The organism is Burkholderia sp. BCC0322 (genome assembly GCF_902833045.1).
Classification (GTDB): Bacteria; Pseudomonadota; Gammaproteobacteria; order Burkholderiales; family Burkholderiaceae; genus Burkholderia.
Genome location: NZ_CADFDU010000001.1, coordinates 485,705 through 508,723, shown reverse-complemented (window position 1 = coordinate 508,723; position 23,019 = coordinate 485,705). Strand labels below are relative to the sequence as shown.

The following is a 23,019-nucleotide window of genomic DNA, read 5'->3' as shown; positions in this document are numbered from 1 at the left end:
GTTGCCCACTGCTTCGCCTGTCGCTTCGAATCGTACAGTCTGCCTCGAGCCGAAGGCGCACGCGGCACCTCATATCCGGCGCGGCGCAATCGCTTCGCTATGCCTCGTTTCCGCTGCCCTCACCGTCATATGCGAGCCGCAGCCCCCCACGCGCCCCCGATCGCGCAATCTCGGTCGGCGTCGCGCCCAGCACGCGATTCATCCAGTTCGCCATGTGGCTCTGGTGTGCAAACCCCGCTTCGAGCGCGATCTGGCTGATACTGAGCCGCCCTTCGAGCAGCAACGCCTTCGCGCGCTCGACCCGCCGCCTCACGACGTACTGGTGCACCGGCATCCCGAGCGTTTCGCGGAACAGCACCTTGAAATGCGGCACGCTGATCGACGCGAGCGCCGCGAGTTCGGCGAGCGTCATGCGCCGGTCGAGGTTCGCTTCGACATAGTCGATCACGCGCGCGGCCGCTTTCGGCGCGAGCGTGCGGCGGCGCTCGCGGAACGCCGGCTGGCCGTCGACCAGCCGCGCGACGAGCGCCGTGCACAGGCTTTCCGCATAGAGCGGATCCGACGCGTCCTCCGCTTCGAGTTCGGCGGCCATCGCCCATGCGATGTGCTGCAGGCGCGGGTCGCGCACCTGCAGCCGGCGGCGGATCTGCCCCTGCGACGACTTCAGCTCGAGCTGTTCGACGGTCCGCCGCACGAAGGTGTCGCTGAGCGCGATATGGAGGATCCGGCAGTCGGCGCTGTCGGTCCACTGGCCGGGCAAGCCTGCCGGAATCACGTCGACGTCGCCATGCGCCTGGATGCGCGACACGCGCTCGCCGTCGCACACGCAATCCGCGCGAACGGGCGACCCGATATGCACGCCGATCCGGTGATGCTCGGCCGCCGGAATCCGGTAAGTGCCCGCGCGGATTTGCAGCAGCGACGCGCCGAAGCCCTGCCAGCCGAGCCCGCGGCTCGAGCGCAGGCTGACCGGGACGCCGTTGTCCGTCGGCGCCGCGAAAATCGCATCGCTCATGGCCTTCCTCCAGTGGATGGGGATGTCGAACGCGCATTGTGACGCGTTTTCGGGCCGCCTGCCGGCCCGCCGGCGGCGCGCCCGGGTCGAGCAGGAAAAGATCATCCGTTCCTGCTCATGGCCATCCTTGCGTGCGCGCCGGCGGGCGCCGCGCCGCTTACGATGACCCCATCCGACACCTACGGAGACCGTCATGCCCCATCAGTGCCTTGTCCAACGCGCAGCGTTCACCGTGCGCTCGCCCTCCGCCGCCCCGCGCCCGTCATCCGGCTCCCGCTCACGCTCCCGCGACGACCGCACCACGCTCGCCGCCTGGTGCCTGCGTATCGTCGGCTGGTACCGGCTCGAACGGCTGCTCGCGTCGATCCCCGACAGCAACGACGACTTCGGGCTCGTCTGACCCGCGCGTGGCCATCCGGCCTGCATCGTCCACCTACCTGCGCCGCCGCTCGTGCAGCGCCACCATCGCGCCGTCGATCACCGGTGCGCCCTGCTTGATCAGGAAATCGCGGAACAGCCCCGTGACCTGCGAAATGCGCCGGTCGGCGAGCGTGACCACATACCATTCGCGCTCGATCGGGTTGCCGGGAAACGGCAGTTGCCCGAGCAGCCCGGTGCGCAGTTCGAGTGCACACGCGTGCAGCGACAGGAACGCAACGCCGAGCCCCGCTTCGGCCATCTGCTTGATGGCCTCGTTGCTCGACAGTTCGGAGCCCACATGGAACCGGTAACCGGCATTCTTGAACAGGCTCTCGACGGTTGAGCGCGTACCCGCGCCGCGTTCGCGCACGAGCAGGTGCGCGGATTCGAGATCCTTCAGCGCGACACGCTTGCGCTGCATCAGCGGGTGCCCGGGCGCCGCGACGAACACCATCGGATGCTTCGCGAATTCGACCGCATGCGTGCGCAGTTCCTTCGGCGCGCTGCCCATCACCGCGAGATCGATTTCATGCGTTGCGAGCATGCGGATGATGTCGTCGCGATTTCCAACCTTGAAATAGGTTTTCACATGCGGACGCGTCGCGGTGAATTTCACGAGCAGCGGCGGAATCAGGTACTCGGCCGTCGTGATCGCTCCGATCCGCAGCGTGCCGCCGAGATCGCCCGTCAGCGCGGCCACTTCGTCGCCGGCCTCGCTCCATAGATGCAGGATCTCGCGCGCATAGCGCGACACGATCTCGCCGGCCGCGGTCAACTGCACCCCGCGCCCCACCCGTTGCAGCAACGCGGCGCCCACCGCCTCCTCGAGCAGGCGAACCTGCAGCGACACGGCCGGCTGCGTCAGGTTCAGCTCCTCGGCCGCCCGCGACACGCTGCCGAGCCGCGCAATCATGTCCAGCGCCTTCAGCTGCCGGAACGTCGCGGTCTTTCCTATAAGTGAATACATATGAGTCGCTTATAAACATTAAATTGTTCGCGTAGGTTCAAAACTATATCGTCGGTTCTTGAGCAATGTCATCCGAATCGTCATTCAGCGGGAGCCCAACATGGACAACAGCACGCCCAACCTTGCAACGGGCCGCGCACCGCGCCTGCCGCGCATCGTGATCGTCGGCGGCGGCGCCGGCGGCCTGCATCTCGCCACGCGTCTCGGCGATACGGTCGGACGCCGCGGGCAAGCCGAAGTCGTGCTCGTCGACCGCTACCCCACGCACTTCTGGAAGCCGCTGCTGCACGAAGCCGCGTCGGGCCACCGCGACCCGGCATCGCACACGATCGAATACGCGGCGCAAGCGAAGCGTCACGGTTTCCGCTTCGTGCAGGGCGCGTTGCAGCGGGTCGACCGCACGGCCCGCACCGCGACGATCGCGGCCGTGCAGGACGCGGACGGCACGGAAATCCTGCCGCAGCGCGAGCTCGGCTATGACGATCTCGTGCTCGCCGTCGGCAGCGTGACGAACTTCTTCAACGTGCCGGGTGCGGCGCGCCACGCGCTGCCACTCGAAAACCTCGACCAGGCCGAGGATTTCCGCCGGAAGTTCCTCGCGGCCTGCACGAAGGCGAATCACCTGGCCGAGCAGCAGCCCGCGCGGCGCGCGGCGCCGATCTGCATCAACGTGATCGGTGCGGGCGCAACGGGCGTCGAGCTGGCAGCGGCCTTGCGGGATGCGATCCAGCAACTGACGACGTACCGCTTCAAGGCGCTGGTGTCCGCGCGCGACGTGCATATCCGGCTGATCGAAGGCGGCCCGCGCATCCTGCCGGCGCTCGACGAGCGGCTGTCCGGCAAGATGCACGCGCAGCTTCGCGCGCTGAACGTCGACGTGCTGACCGATACACGCGTGGCGGAAGTCGGCGCGGACGCCGTGACGACCTCGACCGGCGAACGGCTCGCGAGCGACATCACGATCTGGGCGGCCGGCGTGGCAGGCCCCGCGTTCCTGCAGCAGATCAGCGATATCGCGCTCAATCGTTCGAACCAGGTGATCGTGACCGATACGCTGCAGACGCCGGACGACCCGCACGTGTATGCGTTCGGCGACTGCGCCGCATGCCCGACGGCCGGTGCGAACGGCTTCCTGCCGCCGCGCGCGCAGGTCGCCCATCAGCAGGCCGTGTACCTGGTGAACGCATTCGCGCGGCGGGTCGCCGGCAAGCCGGTGGCCGGCTTCACGTTCCGCGATGCGGGCACCGTCGTGTCGCTCGGGCACGCGGGCGCCGTGTACCAAGCCGACATCAGCGTGCGTTCGCGCTCGCTGATCGTCGATGGGCTTGCCGCGATCGGGCTGTACAAGTTCCTGTATCGCAAGCACCTGTTCAGCGTGGTCGGCGTGAAGCGTGCGCTGTTCCAGTCGCTGAGCCACTGGCTGCAAAGCCGCAACCAGCCATCGATCAAGCTGCACTGATCGCACCCGTTCACACGCGGTGTCGCAAGACGGCATATCGGGCGTGCATTGCTCGATATGCCGTTTTTCATGCGCACCTGTGCGGTGCATGCACCGCGTGCGCGAATCGGGTGCATCACATCGAAGGCCGTCGATACGATGCGCTTCGCGCGGAACATGCGGTGCGACACGCATTCCGCGCCCGCATTGGCTCGCCACCCCATTCATTAGCCGAATCGTATGGGTCGGATATAAATATTAATTGGTCGCGTTTTCGGGATCGACGCTAAGGTGTGTGGCATTCCCGTCGGCGAACGGATCATCACGTCTCTGAAGAGGAATCACCGTGGTTATCGAAGCCATCGTCACCCGTCTCGACGCAGCATTCGCTCAAATCGAAGCAACGCCGGATTCGCATGAGTCGCGCCATCAACGCGACGCGATCATCCAGTGGCTCGACCGGGCATCGGAAGAAGGATATCGACTCGGTCTCGTCACGACGCTGCCGGCCGCACGGCTCAGCGACATGTTCGAAGGCCAGTTCGGCCGCGCGAACCTCGACCGCTTCTCGGTCGTCGTCACGGACGCCAATCAGCAGGACTCCGGATCAAACCGGCATCCTTTCGACGTCGCGCTGCAGGCACTCGGCGTGCCGCCCGAGCGCGCGGTGGCGATTGCGAGCAGCGAACCGGAACGCCGCGAAGCTGAGCATTTCGGCCTGTCGCGCTGCGTGAACATCACCGACACCGTGCGCTCGATCGTATCGGCCGGCCTGCACTGAACGCCGGCACACGGGCCGGCGGTGGCCGGCCTGCCGCGATCCGGCGGCAATCCGACGATTGCCCGACTCATTTCTGACATTCTGCTGTCAAAGTCGCTTGCAACACTTCCGGGCTTGACCGATCCCTCCCGGAGACGGGACGACGCGAACCTGCATCGTCCCGCCCGTTGCACGCCACGATGACACGCCCGATCCGCACCGCCACCGCCTTCGCGATTACCTGCCTGCTGCTCGCCGCCTGCGGCGGGGACGACTCGACACCCCTCGCGGCCTCCGCCGACAACAGCGGTTCGACGCCCGCGCCGCAGCCGCAGCCTCAGCCCAAGCCGACACCCGCGACTTATTACCAGACGAAGACGCCGTACCGGCCGCAGCAGGACGCCGCAACGTACGAAGCGCCGCCCGCCGGCTACGCGCCCGTCTATACGGAACTCGTCGCGCGCCATGGCTCGCGTGGATTGTCGGGCTTCAAGTACGACGGCGCGATCTACGCGATGCTGGTCAAGGCCGAGGCCGACGGCGCACTGACCGCGCTCGGCGCGCAGCTCAAGGCCGACACGTACGCGATGATGAAGGCCAATGCGCTGCTCGGCTATGGCGTGGCGGGCATCTCGACGCCCGGGTATGGCAACCTCACGCAAACCGGCATCCGCGAACACCAGCAGCTCGCCGCACGTCTCGCGCAGCGGCTGCCCGCGTTGTTCACGGCCGGCAACCGGCAGGTCGTCGTCGTCAACTCGGGCCAGGATCGCGCGGTCGACAGCTCGACGGTTTTCTCCGCGTCGCTCGTGGCTGCACAGCCGGCGCTGGCCACGGCGATCACGCTGCCCGCCGCGCCGTCCGGCTATCCCGCGAACGCGCCGGTCGCGCAGCCGGCCGGCACCAACCGCTTCCTGCTGTATTTCCACTCGCTGAAGCCGGCCACCGATCTCGTGACCGATACAGGCAATCCGTACTACGCGACCTACCAGGCGAGCCAGGCTTACCAGGCCTATGCGAACGACGCGACGGTGGCCGCGAAGCTCAACGCGATCAAGGCCGCGCCGCAGGCAGCCGACATCGCGCAAACCGTGTTGTCCACACTCGTGTCCCAGGTATTCATCGCGAAGCTCGGCACCGACGGCTACACGTTCGCGAACACGGGCACCTATGCATTCACGTCGGCGGACGGCAAGTTCACCAACACGCTGAAGGGCGACGGCAAGACGAAGATCGCGACGGCCGTCGATGCGGTGAACGTGCTGTACAACCTGCTGCAGGTCGCGCCCGCGATGACGGCGGAAACCGGCGGCGTCACGATGGAAAAGTACATCGGTGCCGAGCAGGCGCAGTACCTCGCATATCTGCAGGATGCCGAGGACTACTACCAGAAGGGGCCCGGCATCCAGGAAGCGAACCCGGTCACGTACCGGATGGCGAAGGTGTTGCAGGACGATTTCTTCGGCGAAGTCGATGCGATCGCACGCGGCGACCTGACCCGCGCCGCGAAGCTGCGCTTCACGCACGCGGAGGTCGTGATTCCGTTCGCATCGATCATGAACCTGAAGAACGTGTTCGTGCCGACGCCGCAGGCGCAGACCTACACGTACGCGAACAACCCGTGGCGCGGTGACCAAGTGTCGCCGATGGCCGCAAACATGCAGTGGGACGTCTATCGCAACGGCTCGCGTCTCATCGTGAAGATGCTGTACAACGAACGCGAAACGGATTTCCAGGCCGCGTGCGACGGCGCGAAGATCGCGCCGGGCAGCCACTTCTACGACTACGCGGGGTTGAAGCAGTGTTACGGGTATCAGTGAGGTGACGCGGGACGCGCATGCCGCGACAAGCACGTTCGAAACCCGCACGACGCAGCGCGTCCGGGTTTCAGCGTGCGCTCGCCGGTTCGCTAGATCTTGCGGACGCCGTTCTGAAGCAGCGTCCGGTGCAGCGCGGCCAATTGCGGCTCCGCAAGCCCCCGCTTCGGTATGAGGCGGAACATCACCGCCGATTGATAAAGCAGGATCACATAACGATCCTCGCTCCAGTGAACCAGATCTTCACAGCGAAGTGTCTCGCGCGAGGTCGGGGTTTCGACGACGAAACATTCGCTGCGCCAGACGACCGTGTGCGGCTGATGGAGTGTCTTTTGCTGGTGGTAGATCTTGCGAGCGGCACGACGCAACGCCAGATGATTGAGCAACGGCACGCCGATCGTCACCACCGCCGCGATTCCCGCTATCCACCAGACATTGCGCCATTCCAGCCAAGCGCCCGTTACCACCCGGAAGCCACCGAAAAACAGGACGATGTACGCGATCACCACGATCGCGAATGACTTGAGCAGATATTTCCAGTGATATCTGCGCCAAAGATTCAGGCGGTAAGCGTGGACCAGGTCATCCACGGTCAATTGAAATACGATCTCGGTATCGCTCATGCGCGGGCTCGGAATGGTCGCTGTTTTTATGCTTGCGCGGGATGTTTCACCACAAGCGCCGCGATCCGGACAGCCGGCGACGCGTGCGCAGGGTGACCTGCAACCGAAGCCACGCGAAATCGCCGGCCATTCGATGCATGGGCCGTCAATATACATGTGCGGAACAAGGGCTTTGCCGAATTGCGTATCGGTGACGGCCCTCAGCCTTTCGGGCGCGCCCTTCCGAGGGTCACGAAACCTTCTCGCCCCGCCGCCCGCCGGCCCTCTCCGGTTCGACCAGCATGACCTCGATCCGCTCCTTGCCCTTCCCGGTATTCCTGCGCTTGAGCGTCAGCATGCCGATCTCGCCGGTCGACGCCGGATGCGTGCCGCCGCACGCCATCGTCGCGAAGCCGTCGACTGTCCAGTATCGGCGTTGTGCGTCGACGTCGCTGAAGTCGGTCACGATGCGCAGGTCGCGCTTTGACAGGTCGACCGCGGCCGATTCGATCTCGGGAAACAGCGGCGCCAGGCTCGCGTCACTCGCGAAATCGATGCGCGCCTTGTCCTGCCCGATATGCGCACCGATGCGCTCGATGCCGGGCCTGAGCCGATAGACCAATTGCAGCACCATTTCCGCCGCGAAGTGCAGACGCATCAGCCGGTACCGCCGCGTCCAGTCGATGCGCCAGGTCACGCGATCGCCGACGCTCAGCGAATGATCGCGCGGCAGCGTATAGACGATGTCGAGGCCCTGCTTTTCGGACCGGATAGCCGCCCAGCGACCCCGAGTCGCTTTCCTGTCCGCCCGAAAACGCAAAGAAGAGGGTCGCGTCCACCTGCACGCGATCGCCGTCGACGTGGCTGACGACGGTATCCAGCGTCGTCCGGTAGGGATCGTCCCAGAATACTTTCTTCGTCATTGCCCGCCGTGCCTTTCGCCGAGGAAAACACGCAGGCTAGCCGGATCGCGTACCCGTGGCTTGTACGATCTTGCGCCCTTGTGCCGACGCCCCCTCGTCAGGCATCGCATACGATGCTGTCGCGGTCTCCCCCTCGCCCTTGCGCTCGACACGCCACGTACGAATCGACCGATGCCCCGGCCGCTCCCATTCGGGCGGCATCCACAGGTGTTTCAGCCGCTGCAGGACGGGCCCGGGTGCAAGCACGTCGCGCCACATGTCGACGAATTCGTGCAGGTTGAGCACCAGGAAGTTGTACGAACGAATCTGCTGCGTGATCCCGTAGTCGACCGGTTCCGTTTCCTCGACGTACGTGCCGAACAGGCGATCGAAGATGATCAGCACGCCGCCATAGTTCCTGTCGATGTAACGCGGATTGCGGCCGTGATGCGCGCGATGGTTCGACGGCGTATCGAACACGTACTCGAACCAGCGCGGCAGCCGCCCGATCGCTTCGGTATGCACGAAGTACTGGTACGCGAGATCGACCGCGAGCAGGAACAGCACGACCGCGGGCGGGATGCCGAGCCATACCGGCGGCAGGTAGAACACGAACACGCCGACGAACGCGTTCAGCAGCGACTGCCGCATCGCCGTCGTGAAGTTCATCACTTCGCCGCTGTGATGCGGCACGTGCGCGGCCCAGAACCAGCGCACGCGGTGCGACGTGCGATGAAACCAGTAGTAGCAGCACTCCACGACGACGAAGATCGGCACGATCGTGAAGCCGTTCACCGGCACGTCGAACAGCCGGTGCCGGTAGACCCACGCGAAGATCGCGCCCGTGAACAGGAGCCCCATCACGGTCTCGGCCACCTGATAGCCGGCGCCGAGCGACAGGTTCGCGACGATCTCCTTCCAGCGAAACGGCGCGCGGCGGCCGCGTCCGGTCATCACCGCGTATTCGATCGCGAACGCGATCAGGAAGACCGGCGTCATGCCGATCAGCAGCACCTGCTTCCAGTCCACGTCGTTACCCAGGAACGCATGGAGCCACGTCATCCACTCGGTCGGCATGTTCACGGCCTCGATCAGGAACTGACCGGCAGTATGGTCGCGCACGGGTCGCCCCGCGTTGACACTTGCCGACGATTACTTGACACTTTCCGCCATGCCCGCCGCCTCCCCGCTATCGACGCAGCGCATCTACTACTCGAGCACCTACGTGCGGCTGCTGTTCGACTATCTGTCCGAGCAGGGCAAGGATGCCGCGCACGTGCTCGGCGAGGCGCGGCCACCCGACGACGATCGCGGGCTGACGCTGTACGCGAGCGCCCACTGGCGGCGCCTGCTCGAACGTGCGGTCCGTGCGCTCGACGATCCGCTGCTCGGCCTGCACGTCGGCCAGCGAATCACGCCCGCCCATCTCGGTGCGCTCGGCTACGCATTGCATGCCTGTCGCGATGCCGGCACCGCACTCGCACGCTGGCAGCAATACGAACACCTGATCGCAAACGTCGCGCGCATGGAAGTGCGAGTCGGGGAGACGTCGGTCGAGATCGAATGGCACGACGCGCCCGAGCCGCTCGGCCCGCTCGTCGACGAAGTCGCGCTGACGGCCATCGTCCAGTTCGCGCGCAACATCACCGGCACGCGTCACGGGCCCGACGAGGTCTGCTTCGTGCACCCGTCGCCCGCCGACGAACGGCCGTATGTCGACTATTTCGGCTGCCCGGTGCGGTTCGGCCAGCCGGTGAACCGCCTCGCGTTCCCGCTGCACCTGCTCACGCAGCCGCTGCGCCAGCCGGATGACGCGCTGCTGCAGATGATGGAACGCCAGGCGAGCGCGCTGCTTGCCGAGCTGCGGCAGACGGACGATCTCGAACAGTCGGTGCGCGAAGCCGTCGCGCGCCTGCTGACGCAGGGCGAAGCAAGCGTCGAACAGATCGCGTCGGACCTGCATGTGTCGTCGCGCACGCTGCATCGACGCCTTGCCGAACTCGGGCTCAACTTCCGGATACTGCGCGAGGACACGCGGCGGCGGCTCGCGATCGACCATCTGAACGATCCCCGGCTGACGCTCGCGGAAATCGCCTGGCTGCTCGGCTATTCGGAACACAGCGCCTTTACGCGCGCCTTTCGGCGCTGGACCGGCGAATCGCCGCGGCAGTGGCGCAGCCGTCAACCTGCGCGGGCAGCGAAGGTCGCGCGCGGCTGAGCGCGACGCGCCAGCGCGCCGCCGACGAACTCGCGTCCGCCCGCGCGGTCGAACGAGCATCGCCGGAGAATCCCATGAAACACGTTGCCACTGCCGCTGTCCTGACCCTGCTGGTCGCCGTCAGCTTGCCGGCCATCGCCGGCGCACCATCCGGCAGCGCCGAGCCGGCGCCCGTTCAAGCGCACGCGAAAAACTGCGTCCCGTCCCGCGACGCCACGCGCGACACCGGCTCGCCGTCGAAGGCGCCGCCGATCCGCGTATGCGTCAGTGACGCCAATACGCAACTGAACCTGCCGTGGTTCCTGACCGACGTGCTCACCGCAGTGGACACGCATCAGTCGGGCGGTGATCTGCTCCGCAAGATGCGCAACGATTTCTGAATCGCGGCTCGCGCGACGCGCCGGCACCGTATCGTTCACTCACCTTCAGACGCTCGCAGCACCTGCATGAATGCGCCGACCCTGCCGGCCCGCATCGCGGAGGCGGCAATGCTGCACAGCAGCGCGAGCCATTCCTTTCGCTCACCTTTCGAAGGCGACCCATGTTCACCGCTGATGGCGTTGTAGCGCGGCGTACCGCGCGAAGCGAGCGCGCGATCGGGCAAGACGTTGCGGGCCTGCCCGTTCACGTCGATGCGGATCCACAGCGAACCGCCGTCGGCTGCGGCTGCACCATCGGTCACGATGACCGTGGGCACGGCATCTTCCATCCCGAAGCTCGGGCAAGCCGCGCGACCATATCGCGCGGCGACCGATCGCAGGCCGCCGGCAGGTCGACAAAGACAGCATCCCGAAAGAGTGTTTCGTGTCGAGACACAATCACAAAAATACACTAATTGTTGAATAACAATATTACGTAATCTCTCATCGCATCTTATACTTGCCGCGCACCATCCTCGTGCCAAGAGACGGTGTCTTTTCGTCCCGGCCGCAAGACCATGCGGCCGGGGTTTTTTTCGGTGTGCTACGTCAATATTCATGCGCCATAGGCACATGTTCATCGACGCAAGCCTCCGAAATGAATGGCCGATTGCGACGGGGCTGCCGCACATACCCGTCGCGACCGTAGAATCGATCGCATCGCGATACCAGCGCGCACAACGTATCGCCCGACCCAGGCATGACGCGTGCGCGCCGTTCGCGTGTCGACCGGCTCGACTTGCCTCTCCCTACACACAACACCGAAGGCGACCGCGGGAATGTCGGCGTTCACGCCAGGCTCGAAGGCAGTTTTCCAGCACAGCGGTGCGTGGCCGCGAGTCGTCTTTTTCGTCGCCGTAATCGTTTGCGTGCTCGTGCCGGCATGCGCGATCGCGCTTGCCGACCGCTATGCGCGCGATGCCGTCACCGAGCACGAACGCGTCATCGCGAACGACATCGTGGCCTCGGTGGACCGCATCCTCGACGGTGCGCGCCTGCGCCACGTGGACGAACTGACCGCGCTCGTCGGACGGCCATGCCCGGCAGTATTCCGGACGCTCGCCGAGATAAGCACTCGCCTGCGCTACCTCCGCGCCGTTGCGCTGGTGCACGACGGTCGCGTCATGTGCTCATCGGCGCTGGGGGCGATCGACTTGCCGCTCGACGCGTACATACACGAGCCGGAACCGGGATCGACGCGCGTCACGTTATTGCGCCAGACGCCGTTCCAGCAGGGCATCCCCGTGCTGCCCGTGTTCTACGCCACCGCGCCCGGTGCGGGGGTGCTCTACCTGATCGAAGGCGACTACGTGGCCGACGCGCTCGCGCATGGCGCCCGCTACGGGACGGAAACCGCGACGCTGTCGATCGCGGGTTCGGGCCATCTCGATCAGCACGGGAAGTTTTCGCCGGAATCCGCCGCGGAACCCGCGGGCGGAAGCACGATCATGTCGCTCCGCTGGCCGTTCACGGTGCAGGTTGCCGCATCCGCGCGCTATACGTCGCAGGTCCGGCAACACTATCGGCTGATCGGCATCACGATCGTGCTGCTGGCGGATGGCCTCGTGATGGCGGCCTACCTGCTGGCGATGGCGCCGCGCCGGCTGCTGCTGAAGGCCGTGCGCAACGCACTCAGGCGCGACGAGCTCCATGTCGTGTACCAGCCGATCGTCGATGTCGGGACGCGCAGGACCGTCGGCGTCGAGGCGCTGCTGCGCTGGCAGCATCCCAAGTGGGGGGCCATCAGCCCGGCGGTGTTCATCCCGCAGATCGAATCGAGCGCGGTGCTGCCGAAAGTGACCGAATTCGTGCTGCGGACAGCCGTGTCGGAGCTGTCCGCGCTGACGCCGTCCGCGCCGCTGCGCATCGCCGTCAACATCGCGCCGAAGGATCTCGAGCGCACGCGGTTCGTGTCCGTCGTCGAGGAGGCGATTCGCGCGCTGCCGCCCGGCTTTACGCTGGTGCTCGAAGTCACCGAGCGCATCCTGCTCGAGAAGAACGCGCGGACCACCGCGATCTTCCACGCGCTGAGGGCAAAAGGCGCGAAGTTCGCGATCGACGATTTCGGCACGCATCACAGCAATCTCGACATGCTGTCGCGCTTTCCCTTCGACTACGTGAAGATCGATCGCCAGTTCGTTTCGCAACTGAACGGCGGCAGCGTGAGATTGATCGAAGGGATCGCGTCCGTTGCGCATCACTACGACCTGAAGATCATCGCGGAGGGGGTGGAGACCGAAGTGCAGCATCGTGCGCTGCATGCGGTCGGGATTCACTATGCGCAGGGCTATCTGTATCAGCGGCCGCAGCGGCTGGCGCATTTGAAGCAAGATTTCGCGTGGGCGCCGCTGTAGGGGCGGCGTCGCCGACACATCCGCACCGACGGCTGCTCATCGACGCGCACGCGGCTCTTTGCCAGGGTGACATCACCGACGGGGCATGATGGAACGATCGAGCACGACGGGCGTGTTTGGGATGCCGGTTCGAGTCCGGTCCCCGGCACCCGCTTCAAGTCAGTCAACGTTCGATCGCGTAAAAAACCCGGGAAATCGCCGAGTTTCCCGGGGTAGTTTGTTCGCCGGTGCTGACGTGCGTGCCTTCGCGCGCTCATGTATCGGGGCTGTCATCCGCATCCGCCGCGCGGCGTGTCAGTCGAACGTACGCACCAAGGCGGACGCCTTGGTTGCGATCAACCAGTTGCCCTCCACCTTATGCATGACGAAGTGATCGTTGAACAGCCTGTTTCCGATCCGCACCCGCACCGTCGCCGTTGAAAGGCCGTCCGAGATATTCTCCATCGAGAGGATCGCTTCATCTCTCGGCGCGCCCGTCGATCGCGGACTCGGCCTCCCGTTGATGAGCGCCGCATACTCCCGCGATGACAGGATGCGCAACTGGCCCTCATCCAGCCACTGAATCAGGCAACTCGGGTGAAAGACCTTGTCGAAGTCACGGCTCTTCGGCTCATAAGCCAAATTGAAGTAGTCCTCGATCAACGCGGCTACGGCTTGGGTCTGGGTCATGGCTGGCTTTCCTCGGTAGTGAACGGCTCGTATAGTGAGCGACCCTCCCCACCCTCGGCTACGGCGACCCGGTTATCGCTGCCATTACAGGAACACATGGATCATGGAAGACCTCGATGGGGGACTCGTCAGCGGCTTGCTCGTCCTCGCAGCCCTGGCCGAATCCGGGAGCTTCGGCCGTGCGGCATCTCGTCTGGGCAAGACGCAGCCGGCGGTCAGTCGCGCCATCCAGCGACTGGAGGATCGTCTGCGTGCGAAGCTCGTGCATCGCACCAGCCGGCACGTCGAAGTGACGGACGCCGGCCATGCGCTGCTGTCGAAGGTGCTGCCGTTGCTCCAGGGAATCGAAGAGGCGACCACCAGCGCCTCGGACCAGACCTCGATTGTCAACGGTACGCTCCGCGTGGCGTGCGATGCCGTGTTCGCCCGCCTTGTGCTGGCACCGGAGCTGGCCCAGTTCATGAAGGCCCACCCCGCCCTTCAACTGAAGCTGGAGACCCGCAACGACCTCTCGGACCTGGTAAGCGACGGATTCGATCTCGCCATCCGGTTCGGACCGCCAACCGTTTCAACCCTGGTTTGCCGCCGGCTATACAGTCCGCGGGTCCTGACTGTAGCCGCGCCGTCGTACCTGGAGCAACGCGGTCGGCCGAGGTCGCCGCAGGATCTTGTCGATGATGGCCATGAATGCATACTTGCCATCGACCCGGCTACCGGCAGACCCTTCGAATGGGAGTTCTGGCGTGGCAACGAGAAAGTGAAGGTGGCCGTCAGCGGGAACCTGACGCTCACGGACGCGGGCACCAAAATCGGCGCCTGCGTTGCCGGCTACGGGATCGCTCAGGTAATCGACCTCGGGATCGACACGCACCTGCGTGCGGGCACGCTGGAGCCGGTTCTGACGGACTGGCGCGACGAGACGTTCCCCCTTTACGTCTACTATCCCAGCCGGAACCATGTTCCGGCCAAGGTCAGGGCGTTCATCGACTTTGTTGCCGGCATGATGCCCGGACTACAGTCGAAAAACCCTGGCGAGTGCCGGCAGCCGTCGCCCACCCTGCTCGAGACGCTGCGGCGCGAGTAGTCCCCTTCTTGCCGTCGCGCGCCTGACCTTCCGTTTCAACCGTTATCGCCATGTCCTCTCGTCCATAGCGTGGCGTGGATATCGCCCGGCGGTCGATTCATCTTTTCGTCGGCACAGCCCGGGTCAGATGCGAAACGGCATCCTCATTCGCCTGCCCGCGAACGGTCGGACCTGCCGTCAAGCGCTTCGAGAAATCGGGGCGCTGTCCGGCCCGCACAAGATCGTGCCTCGCTCAATGGCTTCCTGCCACCTGTTGCCACACACGCCGCCGCCGGCACGACCTCCATTCAAGCGCTAAAATCCGCCGCCTGGGCATCCACGACGGGCAAGCGTTTTGACGGAGTTCGAGCAGGGTTTCATCCTCACCCGCCACTGGCGGGACACCGCGTCCGGCATCGAGATCGAGTTCTGGCTGGCAACCGGACACGGTCCGCGCCGCGTGCGGTTGCGCCCGCAGGAAGCCGTCGCGTTCATTCCGGCTGAACAGCAGACGCTCGCCGAACGCGCGCTGGCCGGCGAGCGCGAGGCCGAGTTGCGCCCGCTCGCGCTGCGCGACTTCCGGCAGCGCCCGGTCGTCGGCCTCTATTGCAAGCGTTATCGCCACCTGTCCGGGCTGCAGAAGCGCCTCGCGGCAGCCGGCGTCGACGTCTACGAAGCCGACGTGCAGCCGCCCGACCGCTACGCGATGGAGCGCTTCATCACGGCATGCGTGCAGTTTCGCGGCCAGCCCGGCCGCAACGGCACACTGACCGACGCCGAACTGAAAGCCGCGACCGGCTATCGCCCGGCGCTGCGCTGCGTATCGCTCGACATCGAAACCAGCGTTCACGGCGAGCTGTATTCGATCGCGCTCGAAGGCTGCGGGCAACGGCAGGTCTACATGCTCGGCCCGCCGAACGGGGGCGACGGTGACGAAGCGGGCGCGATCGACTTCCGCCTCGACTACTGCGACAGCCGGCCCGCGATGCTCGCGCGGCTCAACGAATGGTTCGACGAACACGATCCCGACGCGGTGATCGGCTGGAACCTCGTACAGTTCGACCTGCGCATCCTGCACGCACACGCGGAGCAATACGGCGTGCCGCTGAAGCTCGGGCGCGGCGGCAGCGTGCTCGACTGGCGCGCGCACGGCCAGCAGCCCGACCACTTCTTCGCGGGTGCGGCCGGCCGGCTGATCCTCGACGGCATCGACATGCTGAAATCCGCGACGTGGACGTTCCCGTCGTTCAGCCTCGAATACGTGTCGCAGGCCCTGCTCGGCGAAGGCAAGTCGATCGACAACCCGTACCAGCGGATGGACGAGATCCAGCGCCGCTTCGATCACGACAAGCCGGCGCTTGCGCGCTATAACCTGAAGGACTGCGAGCTCGTCACGCGCATCTTCGACAAGGCCGACCTGCTGTCCTTCGCGCTCGAACGCGCGAGCGTGACGGGCCTCGCGGCCGATCGCACCGGCGGGTCGGTCGCGGCCTTCACGCACCTGTACCTGCCGCGCATGCACCGGCTCGGCTATGTCGCGCCGAACCTCGGCGACGTGACGGGGCAGAACAGCCCCGGCGGCTTCGTGATGGATTCGCGCCCCGGGCTGTACGACTCGGTGCTCGTGTTCGACTACAAGAGCCTCTATCCGTCGATCATCCGCACGTTCCTGATCGATCCGGTCGGGCTGATCGAAGGGCTCGCGAACCCCGGCGACGATGCATCGGTGCCCGGCTTTCTCGGCGCGCGCTTCTCGCGCACCGCGCACTGCCTGCCCGATATCGTGCGCCGCGTGTGGGAAGGCCGCGACGATGCGAAACGACAGCGCAACGCACCGCTGTCGCAGGCGCTGAAGATCATCATGAACTCGTTCTACGGCGTGCTCGGCTCGACGGGCTGCCGCTTCTTCGACCCACGCCTCGCGTCGTCGATCACGATGCGCGGGCACGAGATCATGCACCGCACGCGCGAGCTGATCGAAGCGCAGGGCTACGAAGTGATCTATGGCGATACCGATTCGACGTTCGTGTGGCTCGGCCGCGCGCACGACGACGACGCAGCCGGCGCCAAGGGCCGCGCACTCGTCGAGCACGTGAACCGCTGGTGGCAGACGCACCTGCGCGACCACTTCGGGCTCGAGAGCGCGCTGGAGCTGCAATACGAGCGGCACTACCGCCGCTTCCTGATGCCGACCGTGCGCGGCGCGGAGGAGGGCAGCAAGAAGCGCTACGCAGGTCTCGCGGCAGCGGCCGGCGGCGGCGAGGATCTCGTCTTCAAGGGGCTCGAAACGGTGCGCACCGACTGGACACCGCTCGCGCAGCAGTTCCAGCGCGAGTTGTACCGGCGCGTGTTCAACCGCGAGCCGTACCAGGATTTCATCCGCGACACCGTGCGGCGCACGCTGGCCGGCGAATTCGACGACCAGCTCGTCTACCGCAAGCGCGTGCGCCGGCCGCTGCGCGAATACGAGCGCAACGTGCCGCCGCACGTGCGCGCGGCGCGGATCGCCGACGAGTTCAACCAGGCACAGGGCCGGCCGCTGCAGTATCAGCGCGGCGGCTGGATCAGCTACGTGATGACGACGGCTGGCCCCGAGCCGCTCGAAACCATCCGCTCGCCGATCGACTACGCGTTCTACCTGAGCCGCCAGCTGCAGCCCGTCGCGGACGCGATCCTGCCGTTCCTGCGCGACGATTTCGAACGCGTGATTTCCGGGCAGGGGCAGTTGTTTGGCGACTGATGCAACGGCACCGCGCTGCCCACTCTTGCTCGTTCTGAAACACTGCAGTCACGGATTCTCCATTTATCCGGGCGGTCCGGGTTCCTAAACTCGTCTCGTCGGTTCAGCCAAGCGAATGCGTGCAGGACCGTAACGAAACCGTCTGAGGAAATCGTGAAATCCATCATCGTCACCATCGCCACCGTCGCCGCTACCGCCACCGTTCTCCTCGCCGCACCGGCCGTGTCGTACGCGCAGTCGTCGCACTCGACGCTCACGCGCGCCCAGGTACGCCAGGAGCTGTTCGACCTCGAATCGGTCGGCTACGACCCGATCGCCGCCGATGACGAGAACTATCCGGGCGACATCGTCGCCGCGCAGGAGCGCCTGGCCGCCAAGCGCCTCGCCGAACGCAAGCATGCCGAAACGGCCTATGGGTCGAACGGCGTACCCGTTACGGAGTCGAGCGCGCCGGCCGTGGCCGCGGTGAAGCAGTAACGCGCCGCCGGTCGCGTCGGGGAAGCACGCCCTGGCGTGCCTCCCGCGGCCCATCCGGCTAAAATACCGGCCTGCTGCGCCTCCCGCCGCGGCCGGAGGACATTCAACATGACCGCACGTCGCGGTGCCGCGGTCGTCATCGCACCCGGCCATCAGACAGCCAGCCTGTCGAACGCCCAGAAAACGTTCAATACGCTCGTCAAGCAAATCGAGCGGCGGCGCGAGCGTCTCGGCGCGTGGGAAGCCGTCATGCCGGCCTTCCAGAAGAAATTCGTCGACGGCCTGCTGCCGCTCGAGCAGGCGTCGACCGCATTGCGGATCCGCTTGCTCAATCTGCTCGACGACGCATTCCTGCAAAAAGGATTGAGCAAGGCCGAGCAACGCACCCTTTCCGAACTGATCGCCGGGATGGCGCGCGACCTGCTCGACGTGAGCGATGACGCGCAGGTGAAAATCATCCATGACCGGCACAGCGCATCCGGAGACGATGCCACCGCGCCGGTCGATCGCGCACCGGCGAAGCCGGAACCGGAGCCGATGCCCGGCGTTGCACCGGCAGACGATCTCGACACGCTGTCGCCCGACGAACTCGCCGAGCGCATGCAGGCCGAACTCGACGAGCAGTTCAGGCGTGACATGGCCGCCCACGAGGCCCGCGAGGCGCAGCGCGCGAAACGCAAGAAAGCGCCCCGGCAATCGGCAGCAGCGGCGAAGCGCGAAGCCGAGCAGGCCGAATCGAGCAAGTCGATCCGCGAGGTCTATCGCAAGCTCGCGAGCGCGCTCCATCCCGATCGCGAGACCGATCCGCAAGAGCAGGCGCGCAAGACCGTGCTGATGCAGCGGGTCAACCACGCGTATGCGAAGGGCAATCTCCTGCAACTGCTGGAACTGCAGCTGGAAATCGAACAGATCGACCGGCGCGCAATCGACGGCCTGAGCGAAGACCGGCTGACACGCTACAACGGCATTCTCGAGGAGCAGCTCCGCGAGCTGGATCAGGAGATCCAGCACGTCGAAACCGGCTTCCGGCGGACTTACGGGATCGCGCCGTCGGTCAAGGTCGCGCCCGACACCGTGATGCGCATGCTCACGCGCGACATCGCCGGCATGCAGCGCAGCAACCACGACCTGACCGTGGCGCTGCACGCATTCGACGACCCGGAAAAGGTCCGGGACTGGCTGAAGGACATGAAGCGCCGACCCGCTTCGTCCCGGTTCGACGACGAGCCGTTCTGAACGCGCACGCGCCTCCGGCCGAACGGAACGGCGGCACGCGGGCCGCCGTCGCTTGCTCAAGCGTCCCGCGTCACGCCCGGTGCCCCGAGATCGGCCCCGCTTCGCCGGTCAGGTTGAAGATGCTGTCGATCCACGCAAGAAACGTCGAGAACGTGAAGTCCGACCACTGCTGCGTGCGGAACGCCTTCATTACCGGCGTATCGGCCGGGTCCTGCTGGTTCAGCAGGTTGTCGACGAACGTACCGATATCCGCGTCGATGCCGTTCTCGTGGATCCCCGACCCGGTAAAGCTGACCGCCGTCACCTGGTGGTTGTCGATGAAGTCGTTGCGCGCCCACGGCATGAAGTAACCGAAGTTCGGCAGCGGGTTCAGCGTCTGCTTCAGCCCGTCCAGCTCCTGGTCGAACATCGCGAGCGACAGCGCATCCTTCGTCGCGTCGTCGGGCGCCGCGATCACGGCCGGCACGAACGCGCGATAGTGATACGCGGCGATGATCTTGTCGCGCCGGTAGCTCGAGAAGCCGAAGCGGTCGTGCGGGAATGTCGCCGACAGCGCCGCATACGCGCTCCCCATGTTGCCCGGATCGAAATGGCGGGTCAGCCGGCTGTTCACGGTGATCATCCCGTCGGGGCCCGTCATCCCCCACTCGGTGCGCACCCGGTCGTACAGGCCGACCGACGGATGCGTGGCCGCGTCCGCATCGAACGGCGTGTTGAACACGGTGCCGGCGTCGTCGAGCAGCGAACTATGCGCCTGCGGCTGCAGCGTGTTGCGCAGCGTCGCGTAGTTCGCGAGCGTGCCGTAGCCGCCCGCGCTCATCCCGTACACGAGCAGCCGGTTCGGCTTGCCGAAGCCGTGCGACGTCAGCCACTGCGCGACGGCCTGGATGTTCTTCAACCCGCTGTAGTGCTGCAACCGCCAGTCGCCGCTCGGCGACGTGTAGTTGCGCACGGCGCTGCCCATGTGGATATCTCCGGTGCAATAGGGCACGAAAACCTGTGTCCACTGCTGCGTCTCGACCTTCGGTTCGCCGACGAGAATGTGCGCGAGATCCATCCGCGTGAGCAGCGGCGACAGGAACGACGACAGCAGGCTCTCGTTCGCCGTGCCGTTCATGTAGTTGTGCGGGATGCCGTCCGGGTTGAAACCGCCGAGGCCGGCCTCGGCGCCGGTCGATGTCTGCGTGCAGGTGCCGTAGTCCCAGCACGCGCCGCCCGGCTCCATCATGTACAGCAGGTTGTCCGACTGCGCGCGATTGATGTAGAAGCGCATCGGCGTGCCGTTGCCGCACGATGCACCGGTGCTTTCTGGCAACGTCACTTCGTACCACGAATAATAAGGAATCGACGGATCCGGCATCGTCGTATCGGCCGCCTGGCCGTTCAGTGCCGCGCAACCGAGCAGCGCGGCAACGGCCGCGCGCAGCAGGCATCGTGCTGTGGACATCTCCCCTCCTTGTCGATGGACATGACGCGGCCGCCGGGCGCCGTCCCGGCGTCGCGGATTCGGCGCTCAGTGCACGCCGGACGGTGAAGCGCCGTCGAACAGCTGGACACGCAACGCCTGCAGGCGCTGCGCGATGACGGCTTGCTGCTGGTCGGGATCGGGAATGCTCGCCTGAACCTGCCGGACGACGTCGCGGCTCTGCTGTTCGTACGAAAGATAGCGCGGGTCCTGCGCCGGCGACGGGCCGAGCGTCTGCTGCGCATAGGCGTCCCATTGCGCACGCATCGACCGGATCGCCGCGCTGCGTGTCGCGGGATCGGCTTCGGTATCGGTGAGCAGCGCCGCGCTCAGCGCTTCGGCCTGCACGGGCACGATCTCGTTGCGCGCGACATGGTCGGGCAGTTCGTCGAGAATCCGGCGCGCGAGTGCGGCGCGCTCCGCTTGCGGCATGCTGTTGCGGCGATCGCCGTACGCGGCGACCTCGTCGCGAAAGCGCGCGAATGCGACGATGCGCTTCACTTCGGCATCCGCATCGGGCCGCCCTGCCAGGCTGCGACGCAGGGCATCGACGTCGAGCCGCCGTTCCTCGGGGCCGCGCGTCGCGGCGCCGGCGCCGGTGCCGAACGATTCGGCCGCGCCTGGCGCCACGCTCGCCGTCGCAGCCGGTGTGCCGGATGACGCGGCTTGCGCCGGTGTCGTCGCTTCATATCGCCAGACTGCAACGACGGCCACGCCGATCGCCGCGATCGCGCCCGTGCGCCGCCAGAGTGCCCTGTTCTTCTTCACGTCGCCTCCTCGTCACGTCATGCCGTTCTTCGCCGGTGCATCCGCGAGTAGGTTCTAGGTCGAATCCGGCATGCAGTCAAAAGCGGCGCTAGAACGCAGGCACTAAACCCGGTCGCGTTGGCCACCTCCGGCAACACGTTTGAAACGCATTTCGTTGTCGCACGGCCAGGCGCCCAATGTCGCGCGCCACGCCCGCCCGGCGGTGGTTCGGGCCAACACGCGCGATGTGTGCCGCGACGCCAAGCAAGCGGCGATCCAGCCGCGCGCAGCGCGAGGGCCCTGCATCGGCGTGGCCGATACGAATGGCCGGAAAAGACCCGTCGAACGACCCGCTGAGCGCTTGGTCGTGATTTTGGCGCGCCCTATGCTGGTTTCCGACACGCGCCGAACGGTCGGCGCGACACACCCCCCACCCAGTCGAGCCCGTTCCATGAGCCGTGCAGACCTTCCGCATCGCGCGCCCGCCGCCGTCCACGACTATCCGACCTATCGCGACGCGCTCGCGGGCCGCCGGCTGCCTGCCGCATTCGTCGACCTCGACTGCCTCGACGCGAACCTCGCCGACCTGAAGCGCCGCGCACGCGGCCTGCCGATCCGGCTCGCGACGAAGTCGGTGCGCTCGCGCGAACTGATCGGCGCGGTGCTCGCCGCCGGCCCGTTCATGCAGGGGCTGTTGTGCTACTCGGCCGCGGAAGCCGCGTGGCTCGCGGACGGCGGCTTCGACGACATCGTCGTCGCGTATCCGACCGTCGAGCCCGACGACCTGCGCGCGGTGGCCACGCAGCTCAGGCGCGGCCGCTCGATCACGCTGATGGTCGACGACGCCGCGCAGGTCGACGCGATCGACCGCATCGCGGAAGAGGAACGCGTGACGATCCCGCTCGCGATCGATCTCGACATGTCGTCCGCGTATCCGGGCCTGTACTTCGGCATGTACCGCTCGCCGGTGCGCGACGTGGCCGGCGTACTCGCGCTCGCGAACCGGGTCGGCGAGCGGCAGCACGTGCGGCTCGACGGGCTGATGGGCTACGAAGGACAGATCGCCGGCCTGGCCGACACGGCGCCGGGCAACGGCGCGCGCAAAGCGCTGGTGCGCCACCTGAAGCGTCGCTCGGCGCGCGAGATCAACGCACGCCGCCAGGCGGCCGTGCAGGCGCTTGCGGCGGCGGGCCGCCCATTGCGCTTCGTGAACGGCGGCGGCACCGGCAGCTTCGAAAGCACGCTCGGCGACGCATCGGTCACCGAACTCGCGGCCGGCTCCGGCCTCTACGCGCCGGCGCTGTTCGATCACTACGCGGCGTTTCATGCGCAGCCGGCCGCCGGCTTCGCGCTGCCGGTCGTGCGGATTCCGCGGCCGGGCATCGTGACCTGTTCGGGCGGCGGCTATATCGCGTCGGGCCCGGCCGGCAAGAGCCGCCTGCCGCGGCCGTGGCTGCCGGCCGGCTGCACGCTGATCGACAACGAAGGCGCGGGCGAGGTGCAGACGCCCGTGCGCGTGCCGCGCGGCGTCGCACCGGTGATCGGCGACCCGATCCTGTTTCGCCACGCGAAGGCCGGCGAACTGTGCGAGCGCTTCAACACGCTGCTGCTGATCCGCGGCGGCCGTGTGGTCGGCGAGGCGCCCACCTATCGCGGCGAAGGCAAGAGTTTTTTCTAGCGGGCGCGCTGCGCGTCGTTCCAACCGGTCAA

General features: G+C 66.3%; 21 protein-coding genes. 12 read left to right on the top strand and 9 right to left on the bottom strand.

Annotated features, from left to right (window positions below; translation table 11 throughout):
- Nucleotides 1-97: 97 nt before the first annotated feature.
- Nucleotides 98-1,015: an AraC family transcriptional regulator gene (locus HWX39_RS02395; RefSeq protein ID WP_175965391.1), complete on the bottom strand. Its 918-nt coding sequence runs from the start codon at nucleotides 1,013-1,015 to the stop codon at nucleotides 98-100.
- Nucleotides 1,016-1,208: 193 nt separating this feature from the next.
- On the opposite strand from HWX39_RS02395, the gene HWX39_RS02390 reads away from it, so the two are divergent.
- Nucleotides 1,209-1,415: a hypothetical protein gene (locus tag HWX39_RS02390; protein WP_175965390.1), complete on the top strand. Its 207-nt coding sequence runs from the start codon at nucleotides 1,209-1,211 to the stop codon at nucleotides 1,413-1,415.
- 33 nt (nucleotides 1,416-1,448) lie between these two features.
- Here HWX39_RS02390 and HWX39_RS02385 read toward each other — a convergent pair whose 3' ends face one another.
- Nucleotides 1,449-2,402: a LysR family transcriptional regulator gene (locus HWX39_RS02385; RefSeq protein ID WP_175965389.1), complete on the bottom strand. Its 954-nt coding sequence runs from the start codon at nucleotides 2,400-2,402 to the stop codon at nucleotides 1,449-1,451.
- A gap of 100 nt (nucleotides 2,403-2,502) precedes the next feature.
- Here HWX39_RS02385 and HWX39_RS02380 point away from each other — a divergent pair, with 100 nt between their 5' ends.
- From HWX39_RS02380 to HWX39_RS02370, 3 genes are all read left to right on the top strand, one after another.
- Nucleotides 2,503-3,861 (top strand): NAD(P)/FAD-dependent oxidoreductase, encoded by a 1,359-nt coding sequence (locus tag HWX39_RS02380; protein ID WP_175965388.1) that lies wholly within the window; start codon nucleotides 2,503-2,505, stop codon nucleotides 3,859-3,861.
- A 325-nt stretch (nucleotides 3,862-4,186) separates the two neighbouring features.
- A complete protein-coding gene (locus HWX39_RS02375) occupies nucleotides 4,187-4,621 on the top strand; it encodes a phosphatase (RefSeq protein ID WP_175965387.1) in 435 nt (144 codons plus the stop codon).
- A 179-nt stretch (nucleotides 4,622-4,800) separates the two neighbouring features.
- Nucleotides 4,801-6,420, top strand: a complete 1,620-nt coding sequence (locus HWX39_RS02370; RefSeq protein WP_175965386.1) for a histidine-type phosphatase — start codon at nucleotides 4,801-4,803, stop codon at nucleotides 6,418-6,420.
- A gap of 89 nt (nucleotides 6,421-6,509) precedes the next feature.
- On the opposite strand, the gene HWX39_RS02365 is transcribed toward HWX39_RS02370, so the two are convergent.
- From HWX39_RS02365 to HWX39_RS02355, 3 genes are all read right to left on the bottom strand, one after another.
- Nucleotides 6,510-7,040 carry a YcxB family protein gene (locus tag HWX39_RS02365; RefSeq protein ID WP_175965385.1) on the bottom strand — a complete coding sequence of 177 codons (531 nt, stop codon included), beginning with the start codon at nucleotides 7,038-7,040 and terminating at the stop codon, nucleotides 6,510-6,512.
- Nucleotides 7,041-7,269: 229 nt separating this feature from the next.
- Nucleotides 7,270-7,716, bottom strand: a complete 447-nt coding sequence (locus HWX39_RS02360) for a hypothetical protein (RefSeq protein ID WP_347879562.1) — start codon at nucleotides 7,714-7,716, stop codon at nucleotides 7,270-7,272.
- Nucleotides 7,717-7,978: 262 nt separating this feature from the next.
- Nucleotides 7,979-8,998, bottom strand: a complete 1,020-nt coding sequence (locus tag HWX39_RS02355; RefSeq protein ID WP_175966048.1) for a sterol desaturase family protein — start codon at nucleotides 8,996-8,998, stop codon at nucleotides 7,979-7,981.
- A gap of 94 nt (nucleotides 8,999-9,092) precedes the next feature.
- Between HWX39_RS02355 and HWX39_RS02350 the strand changes: the two genes are divergently transcribed.
- The gene (locus HWX39_RS02350; protein ID WP_175965384.1) at nucleotides 9,093-10,139 is read left to right on the top strand and encodes an AraC family transcriptional regulator; all 1,047 of its coding nucleotides are present in this window, start codon (nucleotides 9,093-9,095) and stop codon (nucleotides 10,137-10,139) included.
- A 74-nt stretch (nucleotides 10,140-10,213) separates the two neighbouring features.
- Entirely contained in the window at nucleotides 10,214-10,519 is a 306-nt protein-coding gene (locus HWX39_RS02345) for a hypothetical protein (protein ID WP_175966045.1), read from the top strand.
- 35 nt (nucleotides 10,520-10,554) lie between these two features.
- Here HWX39_RS02345 and HWX39_RS02340 read toward each other — a convergent pair whose 3' ends face one another.
- A complete protein-coding gene (locus HWX39_RS02340; protein WP_175965383.1) occupies nucleotides 10,555-10,848 on the bottom strand; it encodes a hypothetical protein in 294 nt (97 codons plus the stop codon).
- A gap of 489 nt (nucleotides 10,849-11,337) precedes the next feature.
- Here HWX39_RS02340 and HWX39_RS02335 point away from each other — a divergent pair, with 489 nt between their 5' ends.
- Nucleotides 11,338-12,912, top strand: coding sequence for an EAL domain-containing protein (locus HWX39_RS02335; RefSeq protein WP_175965382.1), 1,575 nt, complete (start codon nucleotides 11,338-11,340; stop codon nucleotides 12,910-12,912).
- Between the two features lie 294 nt (nucleotides 12,913-13,206).
- Here HWX39_RS02335 and HWX39_RS02330 read toward each other — a convergent pair whose 3' ends face one another.
- Nucleotides 13,207-13,581, bottom strand: coding sequence for a nuclear transport factor 2 family protein (locus tag HWX39_RS02330; RefSeq protein ID WP_175965381.1), 375 nt, complete (start codon nucleotides 13,579-13,581; stop codon nucleotides 13,207-13,209).
- Nucleotides 13,582-13,684: 103 nt separating this feature from the next.
- On the opposite strand from HWX39_RS02330, the gene HWX39_RS02325 reads away from it, so the two are divergent.
- The 4 genes from HWX39_RS02325 to HWX39_RS02310 all read left to right on the top strand — a co-directional run bounded on the left by HWX39_RS02325 (nucleotide 13,685) and on the right by HWX39_RS02310 (nucleotide 19,097).
- Nucleotides 13,685-14,665 (top strand): LysR family transcriptional regulator, encoded by a 981-nt coding sequence (locus HWX39_RS02325; protein ID WP_175965380.1) that lies wholly within the window; start codon nucleotides 13,685-13,687, stop codon nucleotides 14,663-14,665.
- A gap of 334 nt (nucleotides 14,666-14,999) precedes the next feature.
- Nucleotides 15,000-17,384, top strand: a complete 2,385-nt coding sequence (locus HWX39_RS02320; protein ID WP_175965379.1) for a DNA polymerase II — start codon at nucleotides 15,000-15,002, stop codon at nucleotides 17,382-17,384.
- Between the two features lie 153 nt (nucleotides 17,385-17,537).
- Nucleotides 17,538-17,861 carry a DUF4148 domain-containing protein gene (locus tag HWX39_RS02315; RefSeq protein WP_175965378.1) on the top strand — a complete coding sequence of 108 codons (324 nt, stop codon included), beginning with the start codon at nucleotides 17,538-17,540 and terminating at the stop codon, nucleotides 17,859-17,861.
- Between the two features lie 108 nt (nucleotides 17,862-17,969).
- A complete protein-coding gene (locus HWX39_RS02310; protein ID WP_175965377.1) occupies nucleotides 17,970-19,097 on the top strand; it encodes a molecular chaperone DnaJ in 1,128 nt (375 codons plus the stop codon).
- A gap of 70 nt (nucleotides 19,098-19,167) precedes the next feature.
- On the opposite strand, the gene HWX39_RS02305 is transcribed toward HWX39_RS02310, so the two are convergent.
- The gene (locus HWX39_RS02305; protein ID WP_175965376.1) at nucleotides 19,168-20,544 is read right to left on the bottom strand and encodes a pectin acetylesterase-family hydrolase; all 1,377 of its coding nucleotides are present in this window, start codon (nucleotides 20,542-20,544) and stop codon (nucleotides 19,168-19,170) included.
- A gap of 66 nt (nucleotides 20,545-20,610) precedes the next feature.
- Nucleotides 20,611-21,330 carry a phospholipase C accessory protein PlcR gene (plcR, locus tag HWX39_RS02300; RefSeq protein ID WP_175965375.1) on the bottom strand — a complete coding sequence of 240 codons (720 nt, stop codon included), beginning with the start codon at nucleotides 21,328-21,330 and terminating at the stop codon, nucleotides 20,611-20,613.
- A gap of 430 nt (nucleotides 21,331-21,760) precedes the next feature.
- On the opposite strand from plcR, the gene HWX39_RS02295 reads away from it, so the two are divergent.
- On the top strand, nucleotides 21,761-22,987 hold the full coding sequence (locus HWX39_RS02295) for an amino acid deaminase/aldolase (protein ID WP_175965374.1): 1,227 nt from the start codon (nucleotides 21,761-21,763) through the stop codon (nucleotides 22,985-22,987).
- The last annotated feature ends 32 nt before the right edge of the window (nucleotides 22,988-23,019 follow it).